This is a genomic window from Niabella insulisoli, assembly GCF_039652435.2.
Lineage (GTDB): Bacteria > Bacteroidota > Bacteroidia > Chitinophagales > Chitinophagaceae > Niabella > Niabella insulamsoli.
Window position 1 is genome coordinate 1,243,482 of the sequence record NZ_CP190246.1, and the last position, 18,935, is coordinate 1,262,416.

General features: G+C 46.9%; 12 protein-coding genes. 11 read left to right on the plus strand and 1 reads right to left on the minus strand.

Annotation, left to right across the window (positions count from 1 at the left end):
• The first annotated feature begins 41 nt into the window (after positions 1-41).
• The 3 genes from ABDK00_RS05310 to ABDK00_RS05320 all read left to right on the plus strand — a co-directional run bounded on the left by ABDK00_RS05310 (position 42) and on the right by ABDK00_RS05320 (position 4,411).
• Positions 42-1,715 (plus strand): arylsulfatase, encoded by a 1,674-nt coding sequence (locus ABDK00_RS05310; RefSeq protein WP_346238837.1) that lies wholly within the window; start codon positions 42-44, stop codon positions 1,713-1,715.
• A gap of 48 nt (positions 1,716-1,763) precedes the next feature.
• Positions 1,764-3,251 carry a family 43 glycosylhydrolase gene (locus ABDK00_RS05315; RefSeq protein WP_346238838.1) on the plus strand — a complete coding sequence of 496 codons (1,488 nt, stop codon included), beginning with the start codon at positions 1,764-1,766 and terminating at the stop codon, positions 3,249-3,251.
• Between the two features lie 74 nt (positions 3,252-3,325).
• A complete protein-coding gene (locus ABDK00_RS05320; RefSeq protein WP_346238839.1) occupies positions 3,326-4,411 on the plus strand; it encodes a Gfo/Idh/MocA family oxidoreductase in 1,086 nt (361 codons plus the stop codon).
• 14 nt (positions 4,412-4,425) lie between these two features.
• Here ABDK00_RS05320 and ABDK00_RS05325 read toward each other — a convergent pair whose 3' ends face one another.
• Entirely contained in the window at positions 4,426-5,310 is an 885-nt protein-coding gene (locus tag ABDK00_RS05325; RefSeq protein ID WP_346238840.1) for an AraC family transcriptional regulator, read from the minus strand.
• Between the two features lie 224 nt (positions 5,311-5,534).
• On the opposite strand from ABDK00_RS05325, the gene ABDK00_RS05330 reads away from it, so the two are divergent.
• The 8 genes from ABDK00_RS05330 (at position 5,535) to ABDK00_RS05365 (ending at position 18,925) form a co-directional block, all read left to right on the plus strand.
• Entirely contained in the window at positions 5,535-8,735 is a 3,201-nt protein-coding gene (locus tag ABDK00_RS05330) for a TonB-dependent receptor (protein WP_346238841.1), read from the plus strand.
• A gap of 10 nt (positions 8,736-8,745) precedes the next feature.
• Positions 8,746-10,440 (plus strand): RagB/SusD family nutrient uptake outer membrane protein, encoded by a 1,695-nt coding sequence (locus ABDK00_RS05335; RefSeq protein ID WP_346238842.1) that lies wholly within the window; start codon positions 8,746-8,748, stop codon positions 10,438-10,440.
• 34 nt (positions 10,441-10,474) lie between these two features.
• On the plus strand, positions 10,475-11,614 hold the full coding sequence (locus tag ABDK00_RS05340) for a glycan-binding surface protein (RefSeq protein WP_346238843.1): 1,140 nt from the start codon (positions 10,475-10,477) through the stop codon (positions 11,612-11,614).
• Positions 11,615-11,641: 27 nt separating this feature from the next.
• Positions 11,642-13,204 carry an IPT/TIG domain-containing protein gene (locus ABDK00_RS05345; protein WP_346238844.1) on the plus strand — a complete coding sequence of 521 codons (1,563 nt, stop codon included), beginning with the start codon at positions 11,642-11,644 and terminating at the stop codon, positions 13,202-13,204.
• Between the two features lie 100 nt (positions 13,205-13,304).
• Complete coding sequence (locus tag ABDK00_RS05350; RefSeq protein ID WP_346238845.1) at positions 13,305-14,738, plus strand: MFS transporter; 1,434 nt, start codon at positions 13,305-13,307, stop codon at positions 14,736-14,738.
• Between the two features lie 4 nt (positions 14,739-14,742).
• On the plus strand, positions 14,743-15,933 hold the full coding sequence (locus ABDK00_RS05355; RefSeq protein WP_346238846.1) for a glycosidase: 1,191 nt from the start codon (positions 14,743-14,745) through the stop codon (positions 15,931-15,933).
• Between the two features lie 9 nt (positions 15,934-15,942).
• Positions 15,943-17,190, plus strand: coding sequence for an AGE family epimerase/isomerase (locus tag ABDK00_RS05360; protein WP_346238847.1), 1,248 nt, complete (start codon positions 15,943-15,945; stop codon positions 17,188-17,190).
• Entirely contained in the window at positions 17,183-18,925 is a 1,743-nt protein-coding gene (locus ABDK00_RS05365; RefSeq protein ID WP_346238848.1) for an alpha-L-arabinofuranosidase, read from the plus strand. Before ABDK00_RS05360 ends, ABDK00_RS05365 begins: the two co-directional genes overlap by 8 nt.
• Positions 18,926-18,935 lie beyond the last annotated feature (10 nt).

An 18,935-nucleotide genomic window follows, 5' to 3' on the forward strand; every position in this document is an offset into this window, starting at 1 on the left:
GTAAGCATTTTATTGAACGAACAAAAAAAGAAATAACCAACATGAAGCAATCTTTCTTAATTATTTTATTGATAGCTGCCGGCATCTGCCGGGCCAACCCCGAACCGCCCGCGAAAGATAAGAGGCCCAATATCATTCTCATCCTCGCCGACGATTTGGGCTATTCCGATCTCGGTTGTTTTGGAGGTGAGGTGCAAACGCCGAATTTAGATCAGATGGCGAAAGCTGGCATCCGCTTTACGCAATTTTACAATATCTCCAGATGTTGCCCAACGCGCGCCTCTTTACTTACCGGCATGTATAACCACGATGCCGGCATCGGCGACATGACAACGCAAAAGGACAACCAGGCCTATAAAGGTCATTTGGGAAAAGACGTGGTGACTATTGCTGAAGTGCTGAAGGAGGCCGGCTATCAAACCGCGATGACCGGTAAATGGCATGTTTCTAATACGATAACGCAACCTAATAAAGAGGCGCAATTGCGGTGGTTAAATCACCAGGAGCAGCACCCGCTGTTTTCTCCGATCGAGCAATATCCTACCAACAGGGGTTTCGATAAATATTATGGAACCATTTGGGGTGTCGTTGATTTTTTTGATCCTTTCAGCCTCGTGGAAGGCACGCAGCCTGTAACTAAAGTTCCTGAAGATTATTATCACACAGACGCGATTAATGATAAAGCAGCAAGCTATATCCGCGATATGGCAAAAGAGGATGAACCTTTCTTTTTATATGTTGCTCAAAACGCGCCTCACTGGCCGCTGCATGCGCTACCAGAAGACATTGAAAAATATAAAAATACCTATACCAAAGGCTGGGAAGCCATTAGGGAGGCCCGTTTCAGCAGAATGGCAAAAATGGGGCTGGTTGATCCCAAAGTTACAAAGTTATCTCCGCGCCATCCCGATGAAATAAGTTGGGCCGACAATCCCAATAAAGCATGGGATGCCCGGGCCATGGCTGTGCATGCCGCCATGATCGACAGGATGGATCAGGGTATTGGTCGTATTTTCGCGGCGCTCAAAGAAACGAATGAACTGGACAATACATTAATCGTTTTTCTTAGCGATAACGGCGCCAGCGCCGAACTGTGTGAGCGCTATGGTCCGGGGTTCGATCGGCCGGGCGCGACCAGAGACGGCAGGGAAATTGCTTATAATACGGACAAATCTGTATTGCCTGGCCCGCAAACAACCTTCTTCTCAATCGGGCCGCATTGGGCGAATGTTGCTAACACGCCCTATCGCCTGTGGAAATCGCAATCGACCGAAGGCGGCATTCATACGCCCATGATCGTGTCGTGGCCCGCAGCTATCAAACAAAAGGGAAGCATTAACAGCAGCCGGGTAAGCCACGTGATGGACTTTATGGCTACTTTTATTGAACTCGCCGGAGCAACTTATCCAAAATCTTATAAGGGCAACACAATTCTTCCGTTGGAAGGCAAAAGCTTTGTATCAGCGTTAAAAGGAAAGAAAGACAATGGCCATGAAATTCTTTTTAATGAACACGAAGGCGCTAAATACGCGCGCCAGCAAAATTGGAAATTGGTGATGACGCAGGGGCAAAAAAAATGGAGTTTATACGATTTATCGAAGGATCCGACGGAGCTGGATGATCTGGCTGCTCAATTTCCGGAGAAAGTGAAATCCTTGTCTGAAAGCTGGAACAACTGGGCGCGGCAGCATCACGTTTTACCCAAGCCGAGATAATAATGCGGTTGCCGTAAAAATCGCATCTTTGAAATATAAATTTGCAATATGATGATGAGAAGCATGCGATGGCTGATTGTTTTTCTTTTGTTGGCGGTGAAGGTATACGGCCAGGAAATGTACCCGGTTATCCCCGGCGATTTTCCGGATCCTTCAATTATAAAACAAGGCGATCAGTATTTTGCAATTGGAACCTCTTCTGAGTGGGCGCCTCATTTCCCGATTTTTAGATCAACCGATTTAAAAAGTTGGAAGCAAACCGGATATCTTTTTGACAAGGCCCCGGAATGGACTTCCGCTTCATTTTGGGCGCCGGAATATTTTTACCACAACAAAACCTATTATGTTTATTACACGGCGCGCCGAAAATCTGACAATGTATCCTGCATTGGCGTAGCAACATCAAAATACCCCGATCGCGGTTTCACGGATCATGGAATTTTGATTGCTTATGGCACGGAAGCAATTGACGCTTTCGTTTTCGACGATGGCGGTCAATTGTATATAAGCTGGAAAGCATACGGGCTTGATAAAAGGCCCATAGAAATTTTAGGTTCGAAATTATCCTCCGATGGCTTAAGATTAGAGGGTGCGCCTTTCAGTATGTTGAAAGACACAAATGGCGTAGGCATCGAGGGACAAAGCATTTTAAAACGAAACGGTTTTTACTATCTTTTTTACTCCGCCGGAGCTTGCTGCGGCATGCGATGTGATTATAATGTTCGCGTAGCAAGAGCGCGCCACATCACAGGCCCTTACGAGGATGCGCCCGAGAATCCCATCATGAAAGGCAATAGCGACTGGACTTGCACCGGTCACGGCACGTTTGTGGCTGGTCCCGACAATGCGCACTACTATTTGTATCATGCTTATAACCGATCATCGATGGTGCGCACCGGCCGCCAGGGCATGTTGGCCAAATTGCTATGGAACCAAACAACGCAGTGGCCGGCGCTTCAGGAAATTTCGGGCGGCCCGTATCCTTCGGGTATAAAGGATGATTTTTCAGGGAATTCTTATGCGCTTCAGTGGCAGTGGGATTTTCGGCATGCAACGCCTGTTATTAAGCAACAGCATGGCCGCTTGCTTCTTTCCGGATCTTACGCGTCAGAAAATAAAGTGGGTGTTGTCATCACAAGGCGGCCAGTCTTGCCGCAATATCAAATGGAGGTGAGCGTAGAAAATAAAAACGAGGCCCGTAAGGGGCTGGTTATTTATGGTGATGTAAAAAATGCGATAGGCCTCAGTGTTGTGGCCGACAGCGTAATATATTGGGCGGTAAAAGACGGGGAAGCTTTCGTGCTCGCCGCTTCAAAAGTGGCCGCTGGCGCGATAAGATTAAAGATGGTTGTCAGTGATTCGCTTGAAGTTTTTTATAGAAGCGAATCGGGAAGCTGGCAGGCTGTAGCGCCGTCCAGGCAAGTTTCTTTTCAAGAATTGTCGCCGTGGGATCGAAGCGCCCGTCCAGGCCTTCATTTTTCCGGCAACAAAGATGACAAAGCCGTGTTCGGGGATTTCAGCTTGAGCTACCCATAAATTTTTTAACTTAGGAATGTAAAAGCTTTGCGTTAAAGCTTATCATTTTTACGGAACTAAAAAGTTGATAGATCATGTCAAGAAACATACAATGCCCCGTAAAACTTATTGCTACAGTTTTTCTTTTATTTATGCTAAAAGCCGTGCAGGCTCAAAAATTAAGCGTTGCAGTTGCGGGCCTCAGTCATGATCACGCGCATACAATTATGAACCAATATAAGGCAGGGCTGGTTCATATTGTAGGCATTGCCGAACCCGTGCAATCGCTACGCCAGCGTTATCAAAAAGCATATCAATTGCCAGAAGCTATCTTCTACGAATCGCTGGATCAAATGCTCGGATCAACAAAGCCTGACGCTGTGCTGGCTTTCAATGCGATTTCTGAGCACCTGGCAGTGGTGGAAGCTTGCGCGCCTAAGGGTATCGCGGTAATGGTCGAAAAGCCGTTGGCCGCCAACCTGGAGCAAGCCGGGAAAATGGAGGCGTTAAAAGAAAAATATGATATTGAAATTTTGGTTAACTATGAAACCACTTGGTATCCCAGCAATCATCAGCTCTATAAATTAGTGCAACAGGGAGCCGTCGGAGCGGTGCGAAAAATGGTGGTTCACGACGGGCACCAGGGTCCGGTGGAAATTGGCTGTAGCCCCGATTTCTTAAGCTGGCTAACGGATCCGGTAAAAAATGGCGGCGGTGCGATTACAGACTTTGGATGTTATGGCGCCAATCTTATGACCTGGCTGATGAATGGGCAGGAGCCCGTTGCCGTAAGTGCTATCACGAAAACCATTAAGCCTGCAGTTTACCCGCGCGTAGATGATGATGCAACGATTCTTCTAGAATATCCGGAAGCGACCGGTATCATTGAAGCATCATGGAACTGGCCTTTCTCCATTAAAGATTGGGAAGTATTTGGCGTCAAAGGTTATCTCCATGCGTTAAATGGAACAACGCTCAAAGTCCGCGACCAGCAACCCTTAAAACAAATTGATATTCCGGCGGCGCCATATAAAAACAACCTTGAATACCTGGCGGCAGTATTGCAGCAAAAAGCAATGGCGCAAAATGATCCTTCTTCTTTTGAGGTTAATATGATTGTGATGAAGATTTTAGATGCCGCTAAAAAATCTGCAAAAAGCGGAAAGAAGATTTTACTCTGATTTATTTGCCTCTACTAAATAAATTTTCGGTTGCCGTAAAAATTATAATCCTCCCGGAATTTCTTAGGCGTGCATCCCTTCCGCTTTTTAAAAAGCCTGTTGAAGTTGGATATGTTGTTGAAACCGCAATTGTAGGCAATCTCCGATATGGATTGGGTGGTGTCGATGAGCAGCCGCGAAGCATTGCCTATCCTGCATTCCAGCAAGGTGTCCATAAATGTAATACCGGTTCTTGTTTTGAAAAACCGGCTAAACGACATGTCCGCCATGTTAACCAGCCTGGCGGCATCGTTGAGGGTTATGTTCCTGTGAAAATTACTATTGATATACTCAATCACTTTTTCAATGCGACGGCTGTTATAACTTGAAGGATGTTCTGCGGAGGGGCTCGAATCTGAAAGTGTTTGCATATTGCGCGACGTAGAAAGATCGTGCAGCAATGACAACAGTTCCAATACAGAATCAAAACCCTGTTTCTGGCCGAGCGCATTCAGGCGTGGTAAAATAGCTTTTGTTGCTTCCTGGGAAAAAAGAATGCCGCGCGACGAAAGTTCAAGCATCTTTTGCATGAAGCTCATCTGGTTCCGGCGTAGAAATTTCTCGTCGAGAAAGTCTTTATGGAATTGAATCGTGATCTCAGTGATCTCTTTGCTTTTGCATTGATAGGTATCCCAAACATGGGGCAGGTTGGGCCCCACCATTACCAATTCCAGATCACCGATAACACCGATATGATCGCCGACAATCCGCCGCGCGCCCTTTCCCTTACTAATAAAATTCAACTCAATTTCCTCATGGCTATGCAATGGGAAATCAAAATCTTTTTTTACCCGCGTAAAAATTGTAAAGCAATCGCCCGGCGTTAATGGGATAATTTCCCGAAGGATATGATCAAACATACCGTAAAATTATATAAGAATAACGTAATAAAAGTATCATTAGAGAGATAGATAACACCCTGAAATGTCAAAATTTATCTTTTTAATTAATTGATAATCAAATTTTTATTTTGAAAATTTTATGCAATCGGTTTAAATTTTGCATATTTTGTATTATTTTATGCTTTAAAAGTATTAGGATTTGACAGCTCTCAAATCGTAATTTTAGTAAAACTTATTGCCATATGTTTAAGAAAAATGCACGAGCGCTGCTATGGGTTCTTTGCGTGCTTTTCGGATTGATTTCACAAGCACAAACCAGTAGAAACATCTCAGGGGTGGTGAATGATGAAAACGGGAAGCCGCTTGAAAACGCGACCGTCCAGGTGAAAGAGACACAGGTCTTCGCCGTAACCAATGAAAAAGGCGTCTTTTCTATTCAGGTGCCTCAGGATAAAAATATCCTGGTAGTGACTTATGTTGGCATTCCTGCCAAAGAAGTGATAGTCACTGAAAATACGTTCCAGGTGATTACGCTCAGTAGCAGTGTCGGCACCTTATCGGATGTGGTTGTTATCGGTTATGGAACTTCGCGAAGGTCCAATTTGACTACGTCCCAAACGACTGTGAACGCAAAAGCGATCGAGAAAACGGTGAACGTCACTTTTGAACAAGCGATACAAGGCCGTGCCGCCGGTGTTTATGTTACGCAAAACTCGGGGCAGCCCGGTGGCGGTTTGTCTGTAAATATCCGCGGGATCAGTTCACTGAATCGTACCCAGCCGCTTTATGTAATCGACGGCGTGCAGATTCAGGCCTCAGAAGATGTTGCATATGGCGATCAGAGTTCGTCCAACCCGCTCGCTGGTTTAAACCCCGCTGATATTGAAGATATGCAGATTTTGCAAGGCCCTTCGGCTACCGCGATCTACGGATCTCGCGGTACCAACGGCGTTATTCTGATTACAACTAAACGTGGAAAAACAGGGGATTTCAGAATTAACTACGCTTACCTCCACAACATCCAGGGGCCGCCCAAGAATTTAGATGTAATGAATTTGAGAGAGTATGCCAGCATGGTTAATGATTACCAGAATGTATTGGGCACACCACAAAATATTCCGGAAAATTTCCTTGATCCCTCGATATTGGGCGAAGGCACCGATTGGCAAAAAGCTTTGTTCAATAATGCAATCATGGGCAAACACCAGTTGAGTGTAAGCGGCGGCAGTAGCGCCACCACTTACTATTTATCGACGGAGTACATGGACCAAAAAGGCGTTGCTGAGGGTTCGGGCTTTAAGCGTTACGGACTTAGGCTTAACCTTGATAATAAACCGCGCACCTGGCTGAGTTTTGGAACCAATCTTAGTTTTAATCAAACCAATGAAGTCTTAACAGCGACCAACTATAGCGCTTCCGACCCACTGATTGCCAATGCGCTTAGGCTAACGCCCCAAATACCCGTGACCAATTTTGATGGAACCTGGGGTGGCAGTGACCCAATCAACGGCGCAGGCCAATTCGCCCCGATCAACCCTATCGCGATTGCCAACCTGATTTCTAATAAAAATATGCGCCGGCAATTTTTAGGTGGTATCAATATGGCGATCACCCCGCTCAAGGGGCTGACGTTTAGAACCTCTTTTAACGGAAGCATCAATCACGGCCAGTCGCTTTATTACACGCCGACTTACGAAATTGATCAATGGCATTTACAAACAGTTAATTCCCTGCGCGATGGCGCCAGCTCCAGCTGGTACTGGAACTGGAACCAATTGGTGGAGTATAACAAACAATTTCGCAAACATAATATCGGCATCATGCTGAGCCATGAGGCGCAAGAGTCTGAATGGAAAAACCTGTCGGGAACAAGAACCGGCTTCCTAACAAATGATGTTTTTGATCTGGAAGCCGGAGATCCGCTCACGGCTACTAATGGCGGCGGATCGGGCCCCTGGTCGATGGAATCTTATCTGGGACGACTGAATTATAACTTCGATAACCGTTATATATTGGTCGGCACATTCCGTCGGGATGGATCGCCCAATTTTGGCCAGGATAAACGTTGGGGCAGCTTCCCCTCCGTGTCTGCCGCCTGGCGGATCAGCCAGGAAAAGTTTTTCCAGTCCTCGCTTTTTAGCGATCTTAAACTCAGGTTAGAAACAGGGTTGACGGGTAATCAGGGCACCGGGTCGGGTATCTACGCTTCGATGTCGCCGGGCGCCACTCCCTGGGGAACCGGCTTCCTGCCGGCCACTTTCACCAACCCTGCGCTGCAATGGGAAGAAACCAATACCAACAACATTGGTATCAATATTGGGATGTGGAAGAACCGCTTTACCATCGAAGCAGACTATTATGTAAAAAAGACGGATAACCTCATCATGCAGGCAAGTTTGCCACAATATATGGGCATCAACGACGCGGTAGGAGCGGTGGGTGCGCCACTCGTCAACACCGGTTCTCTGGAAACAAAAGGATGGAACCTTACTTTAACCGGTTCTGTCGTTAAAGGAAAAGATTTTCAATGGGAGTCAAACTTAAATTTGTCACAATTTAAAACGGTAGTTACCTCGCTGAATACCGAGAGCGCCTTTATCGAGCGGGTATCGCCATGGATCTTTGGATATACTTTTCCGTGGGTGCAGCGCGCGTCAATCGGCAGCCAGCCCTGGATGTTTAGAGGCTATATCGCCGAAGGCATTTTCCAATCGGTGGAAGAAATTAACAACAGCGCGGTTCCTGTTGATGGTAATGGCGATCGCAGGCCTACTGCCAACTCTAACGACGGCATTTGGGTAGGGGATGTTAAATACAGGGATTTAAATGGCGATGGTAAAATAACCGCGTTGGATGTAACAGATATCGGCAACCCCTGGCCAAAGCTCAGCGGCGGTTTCACCAACACGTTTTCTTATAAAGATTTTGAATTAAGCACGTTGATTACAGGCGTTTACGGCAACGATGTTTACAACGCGATCAGGCAGGTAAGCCTCAATCCTAATAATGTCAACCTCAGCCGTAATTTCCTGACGGAAATGTTAGGCTATGCAAGGCTTACCGGAGATGAGGCAAATCCTTCACTGGAAAATCCGGGCACCACTATTCCGAGGATTACAACATCGGGCGCCGCGAGCGACAACAACCAATCGGTGGTTTCGTCCCGCTTCGTTGAAGACGGAACTTATTTGAGAATAAAAAATATTACCCTTTCTTATACGCTGCCGGCAAAATATGTAAGCGCAACGAAAATATTAAAGGGATTAAAAGTGGGCGTAGGCGTTCAAAACCTCGCCACATTTACGAAGTACAAAGGCTATGATCCGGAGATCGGGGCGTACACCGGTGCCGGCGCCAGCGGCTCCAACCAGGCGATTGGGCTTGATTTCGGCCGCTATCCGCTCACCCGCATGTATAATGCCTCTATTAGTGTTAATTTCTAAACTTGCTGATATGAATCAAAGATTGAGAATACATCAAACCATAGCCATATTACTGCTTATAGTAGCACTGGCTTCCTGTAAAAAGAGCTTTTTAGAAAGGCCGCCGATCAGCTCCATTACTGATGCTAATTTTTATAAAACTGACGACCAGGTGATGGCCGCTACAAGCCTGCTCTACAACAAAGTGTGGTTTAGCTATAACGACAAAGCCAGTTTTTCGCTGGGTGATATCAGGGGCGGCACTGTGTTTTATCCCTGGGGCGGCGACTTTCGTGCACATGTATTGTTTACGGCAACGGGCGATAATGGTCACATCAGCGCTGCGTGGAATGCTTTCTTTACCGTAGTGGCGCAGGCAAATCTTTTCCTGTATAATATTGAAAGGTATGGCGGCGAAGCCGTGTCTCCACAGGTGAAAAAAGCGGCGATCGCTGAAGCGCGTTATATGAGGGCGCTTGCTTATCGCTACCTTGTCATGAATTGGGGTGCGGTTCCCATTATTGAAAATAACTTTGAAAAACTTTACGACACGACGATTACCAGGAACACGATACCCAGCATCTGGCGCTTTCTTACCCGCGAAATGAAAATGGCCGCTGCGGATCTTCCCGAAACCACCACGCAGGAAGGCAGGCTTACAAAATGGTCGGCCGAAGGAATGCTGGCAAGGTTCTATTTGACCAGGGCAGGAGTGGAAGGCAGCGGCGGCAGCAGGAACCAGCAGTTTTTAGACAGCGCCAAATATTATGCAGAACGTGTTATTACGCTTAGCGGCCGGCAGTTGCTGCCCAATTATGCCGATCTTTTTAAATATCCTTACGACAACAATAGAGAATCTTTGTTCGAATTGCAATGGGTATTTACAGGAGGCACCGGGACTTATGGCCTGGGCAATAGCGTGATCGATCAGATCAGCCCAAATACGGATATGGCCCTCAATGGCTGGGGAGGTGGTTATAGCGCTACCTACTGGTTGTTGAGCCAATATGATGGATTTACAAAAATGTCGGAAGACTCGATGAAAGGCCGCACGCTTGATCAAAGGCTCAAAGCAACCTTTTTATTGCCCGGGTCGAGCTATCCGGAAATTATTGCTAAAGCGACGGGTACCGGTTATGTGCATCCATTTGCGTCGAGCGACGGTCAAAATCCTGCAAGCATCAAAAAGTACATGGTAGGCGCCTCTAATCTTGTTGGCTTGTCGGCGCAGCAAAATTATCCTCAAAACACCTACATGCAGCGCCTGGCAGAAATGTACCTGATCTACGCGGAAGCTGTAATTGGAAACAGCGGCTCAACAACCGATGCGCAGGCGATTGCACATTTTAATGCCGTTCATACGCGCGCCGGCCTTCCGCCTTATGAGGTAGACGGGCTGGGCGCCAGAGGCCCGCTCACACTCGATGAAGTCTATTCCGAAAGGTTTAAAGAGTTTGCGGTCGAAGGCATGGCGTGGTATGACATCATTTCGCTTCAATACTGGAACCCCACGCGGGCTTATCAATTGATCAACGATCAGGACAGGGGTTTGTTTTTAGTACGCCCCAACGTGATGCCCAACCCGTCGGAATGGACGATTGTGAAAACATCCTGGTTTACGGAAAGAAAGGCCGTAGTTGGCAGCGGTAATTTCTATTTACCTATTCCCAATACAGAGTTGAATCAGGCGCCGAACCTGCAAAAGCCGCCGGTTGATTACCCTTAAAAGAAAATCTATTTATAAAAAAAAGTTAATAAGCATGCAAACGATAAATAAAACGCTGACGTCCCTATTGCTGCTAATTGTTGTGGCGGTACTGTTTGCTTCCTGCAAAAAGGAAACAACCGGTATGCCGGAAGTAAGTTATGTCCGGGTTACTAATCCGGCTGCTTCAGATTCGCTGCTGACCGCGGCAGGGCAGGGCCAGCTGGTGGCGATCATTGGTAAAAACCTCCAGGATGCGCGTGAAATCTGGTTCAACGACCGTAAGAGTGTGTTGACGCCGACCTATATCACGTCCGAATCTATTTTGGTTTCCGTGCCGGGATTGGTGCCGGGAGATATCACTAACAAGCTGCGGATTCTGTTCAAAAACGGGTACGAGTTGCTGCATGATTTTAAAGTGCAGATCAGCAAACCGCTTGTTGCGAGTATGTTTAGTGAGTTCGTCAACGCAGATGATATCGCTATTATTAATGGTGATTATTTTTATGCGCCGGTTACGGTTACATTCACCGGCGGCGCTGTTGGTGAAATCGTCGATATTGCCGATCAGGCAGTTAGTGTGCGCGTTCCAGCCAATGCGCAACCGGGGCCGATCACCATTAAAACAAATTTTGGTGAAACGCAATCCGACTTCTGGTTTCGCGACAGCCGCAATATCTTCATCAGCAGCGATCCTTATGAAGGCTGGTGGAACGGCTCGCTCGTAATAAGCAACCCTGCCGCTGGGCAACCGCCTTTGATCAATGGCAACTATATCTATTTGAAAAAAGAAGTGGCCGCCTGGAGCTGGACAGAACTCGCCGGAGGCCCTGCTTCCTCGATGCCGATTCATAGCAAGCGCATTCCCGATGATGCCATTTTAAAACCTCAGGATTATAATTTGAAATTTGAAGTAAATACATTGAAGCCTTATAATGGTAATGCCGTAAAAATAAATGTCGGCCTTACGGCTGAACAAAACCAGGGCTATATCTGGCCGGCGCCATTTGACACGCAGGGTAGGTGGCAAACAGTGGTCATTCCTTTGGAAGAAGTTTTTGCTTCTTATAATCCGAAGCCGGTCGTGAGCGCCGCTGGTTACTGGACGCGCATTCTGGTAGGCAACGCCGCCGGCTCGTGGGACGCTGATATTGCTTTTGACAACTTCAGGGTCGTACCTAAAACCGCAGAATAATTTTCATTAATTAATAATATTGAGTTTATGAAAAGTATGCTTAGTAATACATGGCGATATGTTTGTGCGATGCTGTTGACCACCACTATCTTTTTATCAGCCTGTGATAAAAATGATGAAGACATGACCGATGAAGGGGTGCAGTTATATAGTTTTGGCCCAACCGGTGTGCAACATGGTGAAGAAATTAGTTTCATCGGCGCCCATCTCGATCAGGTAAGTGCTATAACCTTCACCGGCGTTAATGCTGCTGTTGATAAAGCTGATTTTAAATCGCAGTCAGCCACGCGGATTACGTTGATCGTTCCCGCAGCCGCCGAGCGCGGGCCCGTAACGCTGATCGCCAACGGAGCGGAGATTAAATCCAAAACTATGTTTGATCTGGGCGTCGGTCCCACCGTCGCGTCGATTACTAACGAAGCCCGTCCCGGAACGGATATAACGATCAACGGCACTTATTTAAATTGGGTGACTTCCGTAACTTTCAGTGATGAAAAAGTGGTGACAGACTTTACAACCCGCTCGCAAAATGAGTTGGTGGTAACGGTGCCTGAAGATGCGAAAACAGGGCCTTTAGTGCTGGCTTTTTCAGGAACAGAGCCGGGCGATTTTGAAACGGAACAAGTGCTGACGGTTACCCTGCCTGTTGTGGCCGGCGTATCGCCTGCCATTGCCAAACATGCGGATCAGATTACGCTTACCGGAACAAATTTGGATTTAATAAAGAAAATCTACTTTAATAATGTAACAGCGGCTGTTACAGAATTTGTCAGTCAGTCGGCAACGCAACTAGTGGTGAAAGTACCCGGAGCAACCAAAAAAGGAAAGTTGAAATTGGAGGTGGCATCAGGTGTACAAACCGAATCAGCAGCAGAGCTCGACGTTGTAATGCCGGCCATTACTTCAATGAGCCCAATTCCTGTAGATCCCGGCACCAACCTGACGATTACAGGCACTAACTTAAATCTGGTTACTTCCATTCTATTTGAAAATATTACAAATCCCGTTTCCAGCTTTGTCAGCCAATCGGCTTCGCAAATTGTAGTGCAAATCCCCATGGGTATTGCAAATGGACTGGTTACCCTAAACGTCGCGAACTCTTCGTTAAAAGTGCAGTCGGCCGATGTGCTCGAAATCGCAGGCGCTGCGCCGCCGCCTACAATTGCTTTGCATCTTTATAACGATATGCTTGTAAATTGGAACGGCTGGCTTGGCGATGGATGGGGCGGAACAAGGGACTACGCCAACACAACGCCGGTGCGGGTTGGGGCCAAGTCTATCAAAGTGACTTACAACGCTGGAAGTTGGGGATCGCCTATACAACTTGGCGGCGGTAGTTTAAACATAGCCGCTTATTCAATGTTCAAACTTTCGGTTTATCCAACGGCTGCAACAGCAGGCATGACCGTCACCGTTCAATTTAATGGTGCCGGAGGCTATGCTTTAAAATTAGGAAAAGCCGGAGAGTGGACCGATCACGCCATACCCATAAGTAATATCAGCGCGGCTACCGAAGTAACCCAGATCACCATGCAGGATGCACAGGGCGTTGGCGGAACCATCTATGTTGATGAAATCGGGTTCAATTAAGTCAGCAGCAATTGTTATTTGCTAAAAATCTTTTTTAAACGATTTGTTTGTTCCGGCGTGGCCTGAACAAACAAATGGCCAGGACATTTTATTCATCCTAATGAACCAGAAAATTACCATTAAGGAAAAAATAGGGTATGGATTGGGCGATGCAGCTTCGTCCATGTTCTGGAAGATTTTTGGCATGTACTCCCTGTTTTTTTATACCGATATTTTCGGTATAACGGCCGCCGCCGCCGGCACCATGTTCCTGATCGCGCGCCTTTGGGACTCAGTTTTTGACGTTTTTGTAGGCATTGTGGCCGACCGCACGAAAACCCGTTGGGGTAAATACAGGCCCTATCTTTTATGGCTTGCAGTTCCGTTTGCCGTAATGGGCGTGTTTACTTTTTACGTTCCTGATTTTAGTGGTTCGGGAAAACTGGTTTACGCCTACATTACTTATTCGCTAATGATGATTGTTTACTCGCTCATCAACGTGCCTTATGCGTCTTTGCTGGGCGCTATTTCGGCGAAGCCGGATGAACGTAATGTGTTGTCTTCTTATCGTATGTCGTTTGCCTTTATCGGAAGCTTCGTAACTTTTATGTTATTGCAGCCTTTGATCGATTTTTTTGGGAAGGAAATCTCGCATTCGAATGAGGGGGCGATAGAACTCGCGACGGGCGCCACCGGCCATCACACAGCATTGGCGTGGACCTTCGGCGTCGGCGTTATTGGTTTGATCTGCGTTGTTTTATTTCTATTGTGTTTTAGCTGGACGAAAGAGCGCGTTCATCAAATTGATACCGCAGGGCAAACTTCTGTGAAAAAAGATCTGAATAGTTTATTGACGAATAAACCCTGGTGGATACTGGTTGCAACAGGGTTGGCCGCCCTGTTATTTAATGCTGTAAGGGACAGTGTGGCGATTTATTATTTCCGAGATTATGTTCAAAGGCAATACAAGATGCCCGGAACGGGATGGGACCTCACGACGATTTATTTTTTGACCGGTCAATTGGCTAACCTGATTGGCGTAGTTGCAGCGCCTGGCATTTCTAAAAGGTTTGGCAAGAAAAGGACCTATATGATTGCGATGATGATGGCAGGTTTTTTAAGCGTCGGCTTTTATTTTATTCCCAACAATGTCGCCTTTATATTAACCTTTCAATTCCTGATTTCTTTATTTGCCGGATATGTGTTGCCACTGTTGTGGTCGATGTTTGCCGATATTGTTGATCATCAGGAATTGTTGACAGGACGGAGAGCCACGGCGCTTATTTTTTCATCATCGTCTATGTCGCAAAAGCTCGGATGGGCGCTTGGGGCCGCCCTAAGCGGCTGGATCCTTGCCTCTTTTCACTATATGCCCGATGCGCCGCAGCAAAGCGCCGAAACTATTTTTGGAGAACGCCTGATGATTAGTTTGATCCCGGCTGCCTGTTGTTTATTGGCATTTTTAGGAATGATGATCTACCCGATTACAGATAAAAATGTGCGGGAGATTACTGCTGCGTTAGAGCAAAAAAGAATTATGAAAAATAATAGTTAATGATATGAGTTTAGTATTTGAATCCAGAGAAAACGCCTTGTTTAAAGCCTATGATGAATTATTAGCAAGAAAGAACGAAAAGCAGGAGTTGGGTAATGGCATTTACGACCGATATAGATATCCGATTTTGACTGCCGCTCATACACCCGTTTTTTGGAGATATGATTTAGATGAAGCTACCAATCCTTTTTTAATGGAGCGCGTTGGCATCAACGCTGTGATGAATGCCGGCGCCATCAAATGGAATAACAAATACCTGGTAATGGCGCGCGTGGAAGCCGCCAACCGAAAATCTTTTTTTGCTATCGCGGAAAGCGATAATGGCATTGACGGATTCAAATTTTGGGATTACCCTGTGTTGATACCCGAAACCGATGATCCCGACACCAATATTTACGACATACGATTGGTGCAACATGAGGATGGCTTTGTGTACGGCTTGTTTTGCTCAGAAAGAAGGGACCCGGCCGCGCCTGCGTCCGACCAGTCTTCAGCCGTTGCCCAATGTGGTATTGTGCGCACCAAAGATTTAAAGAATTGGGAGCGCCTCGATGATCTGGTCACACCATCGGCGCAGCAAAGGAATGTAGTATTGCATCCTGAATTTGTTAACGGGAAGTATGCCTTTTACACGCGGCCGCAGGACGGATTTGTTGACACCGGCAGTGGTGGCGGTATTGGGTTGGGGTTTGCAAATAATATGGATCATGCTGTGATCGAAAAAGAAAAAGTGATCGACAGGCGGATTTATCATACCATATCCGAACTAAAAAACGGAATGGGGCCGGCGCCGGTTAAAACCGCTCACGGATGGCTCCACCTGGCACATGGCGTTCGCAATACTGCGGCTGGTTTAAGATATGTGTTGTATATGTTTATGACCGACTTACAGGATATTTCAAAAGTAATTCATAAACCTGCCGGATATTTTCTGGCGCCCGAGGGCGAAGAGCGGACGGGTGACGTGTCGAATGTTGTGTTTAACAACGGATGGATTGTCGATGACGATGGAACGGTATTTATTTATTATGCTTCTTCCGACACGCGGTTGCATGTAGCAACATCGACCTTGGATCGGTTGGTAGATTATGTGATGCATACGCCGGAAGACGGCTTTACGTCCCACTCCACAGTATTGACACTACATCAACTGATCCAAAAAAATGAGGCGGTGTTAACTGCCACTCCACGCTAACTTTATATCGTGAATACACCATTAAAAATAGACATATCAAAAACCCGCCTATCCTTTACGTTGCTCGCTAAAGAACTGGAGGAAGATCTTCATCGAACGCTTCGCTATTGGGCAACCTATGCCCTGGATCAGGAAAGCGGCGGTTTTTACGGTGCCTTGGATTTATCTGATCAGCCCTTGGTGGCAGCGCCCAAAGGCTTGGTGTTAAATAGCAGGATTCTGTGGGCTTATGCGGCCGCAGCCGTCTACTTTAAGAATGATGAGTATAGAAAGCTTGCGGATCATGCTTTTAGGTATATCAATGATAATTTTATAGACCGAAACTATGGTGGCGCTTACTGGTCGCTAACAGCATTGGGAAATAAATTAGAAGGCAAAAAGCAAATGTATGGCATCGCCTTCTGTATATATGGGCTGAGCGAATACGCAAAATTAACCGCCAGTGATGAAGCGCTCTCGCTGGCAAAAGAGCTCTACAAGCGGATGGAGGCGTATGCTTTCGACAGCTCGAGGAATGGCTATATGGAAGCGCTTAGCGAAGATTGGAGCCCGGTAGCGGATCTGCGGCTTTCGGAAAAGGACAGGAATGCACCTAAGACAGCAAATACGCACCTGCATATTGTGGAAGCCTACGCCAACTTGTATCAGGTGTGGCCAAATGCCGGACTCGCTGAGCGTATTAGAAATCTACTGCATCTTTTTGATTCAAAAATTATAGACAGGAATTCCTTTCAGCTTCAACTATTTTTCGATTTCGATTGGATGCCCGTTGGGCGCGAAAGCTCGCCGGGCCATGATATAGAAGCTGCCTGGTTGCTCTTACATTGCGCTTCTGTTTTAGATCAAGGTGGTTTTCAAAAACCTTTTCGGGAGCTGTCAGTAGCCATGAGCGAACGCGCGTTGTCATGGATAGACGCCGAAGGCGGACTTATTTATGAGATCGGCAGCGACGGGAGCGTAAATAGCGAACGTCATTGGTGGGTTCAGGCCGAGGCGATGGTGGGTTTTTATAATGCCTGGCAGCTAACCGGAAATGATGACTTTTATAATGTCGTGTTTAGTTTGTGGGCGTTTGTCAAAAAGTTTCTTATCGATCATGACAAAGGCGAGTGGCATTGGGGCGTGACAGCAACGCATCAGCTCATCGATAAATCTAAAGCGGGTTTTTGGAAGTGCCCCTATCATAACACCAGGGCTTGTCTTGAAATTATAAAGCGGATTCGACAAGCCGCAATTAAAACTGCCGGCGATGAATAGTTCTTGTCTCCATAGCATCGCCTGGATAGTGCTATGCATTTTGATGGCTGCGTGTGAAAAAAACAAGCCTTCAGACCCGGGTAACAAACCTGAAACGCCGCCGCCCGACGAAGTGGTAAAGCCGCAGCAGGATCCGCCATTGGCGCCAACCATTGGTTTCTTCCTGAACGAATGGCAGCCCAAAACTTTTGCACGCCCTGGATCTTTTTCTGAGGTAACGCCGCCAGGGAGCGCCTCAACTATCGTACATGTAGATCGCAGCGTTGTGGTCAGCAAAGTGCCGCCAACGCTGTTTGGAAATAATGCCAATACCTGGATGACGCAAATGGTGACCGAGCCGGCTTTAATAGCGCATCTGACGCAAAATAAGCCGGGGTATATCCGGTTTCCGGGCGGCAGCATCAGCGATCTTTTCTTCTGGAATGCCAATGCTAACCAGCCACCATTCGACGCACCTGCGCAATTACTCAATAGCGACGGTATCGTCGGCGCAGCAGGATATTGGTATGGCAAAAACGCCGCCAACTGGACTTTATCGGTGGATAATTATTACAACATGTTGCAGCAAACGGGCAACAAGGGATTGATCACGATTAATTATGGATATGCCCGCTACGGCACGGGCCAGCATCCCGTTGAAGCAGCGGCGCACCTGGCGGCGGATTGGGTGCGCTACGACAATGGCCGTACCCTGTTTTGGGAAATAGGCAATGAAAATTTCGGAAATTGGGAAGCGGGCTATCGCATTAATACATCCAATAACAAAGATGGCCAGCCGGAATTTGTTAACGGCAAATTATATGCTACACATTTTAAGGTTTTTGCTGATTCGATGCGAAAGGCAGCTGCTGAAAAGGGTCGGACAATTTATATTGGCGCCCTCCTAGTGGATTCAGAGCCTGCCAGTTGGGAAACCGAAACCTTTAAAACCTGGAATAGTGGCGCATTACCGGAATTGGGAAGTATCCCCGATTTTTATGTCGTTCACAATTATTATACGCCCTATCACGCCAACTCCTCGGCGGCAGAAATACTAAGCACGGGCAGCAGTGTTACGAAACGCATTATGCAGTATGTAAAGCAACAAATCAAGCAGTATGGACTTCCGGAAAAACCGGTTGCGATGGACGAATGGAATATTTTTGCAACGGGTTCGCGCCAAATGGTATCGCATATAGCCGGTTTGCATGCCGCCTCAGCGCTGTCCGAAATGTTGAAGCAGCAGTATGGGCTGGCCTGCCGTTGGGATCTGGCCAATGCCTGGGAAGACGGCAACGATCACGGATGGCTGAGCCAGGGCGATGAACCCGATGGCATTCCGAAGTGGACGCCACGGCCTGCTTTTTATCATATGTATTATTTTCAAAAAGTCTTAGGAGATCGCACCGTCAGCGCTACTACGCTTAGTACAGCCATTGAGGCGTACGCATCTTCTTTTTCTTCAGGAGAAACTGGCGTAGTGCTCATCAATAAAGAGGCATCGGCGTTGGTCGTGGAAGTGAAGATCGATAACTTTTTAAAGGGAAATAATTTTTACTGGTATATGCTCACCGGCGGTAGCGACAATGTTGCTTTTTCAAGGAAAGTATTTGTAAATGGTAAGGGGCCTGATCTCCCGGCTGGCGGACCGGCCAACTATCTTCAAATCGAGCCCTACGCTGCATCCACGGCCAATGGCATTAAAATCGCAATGCCGCCGCGCAGCGCCGCCTATATGGTGGTAGATAAAAAATAGAAACGGAATT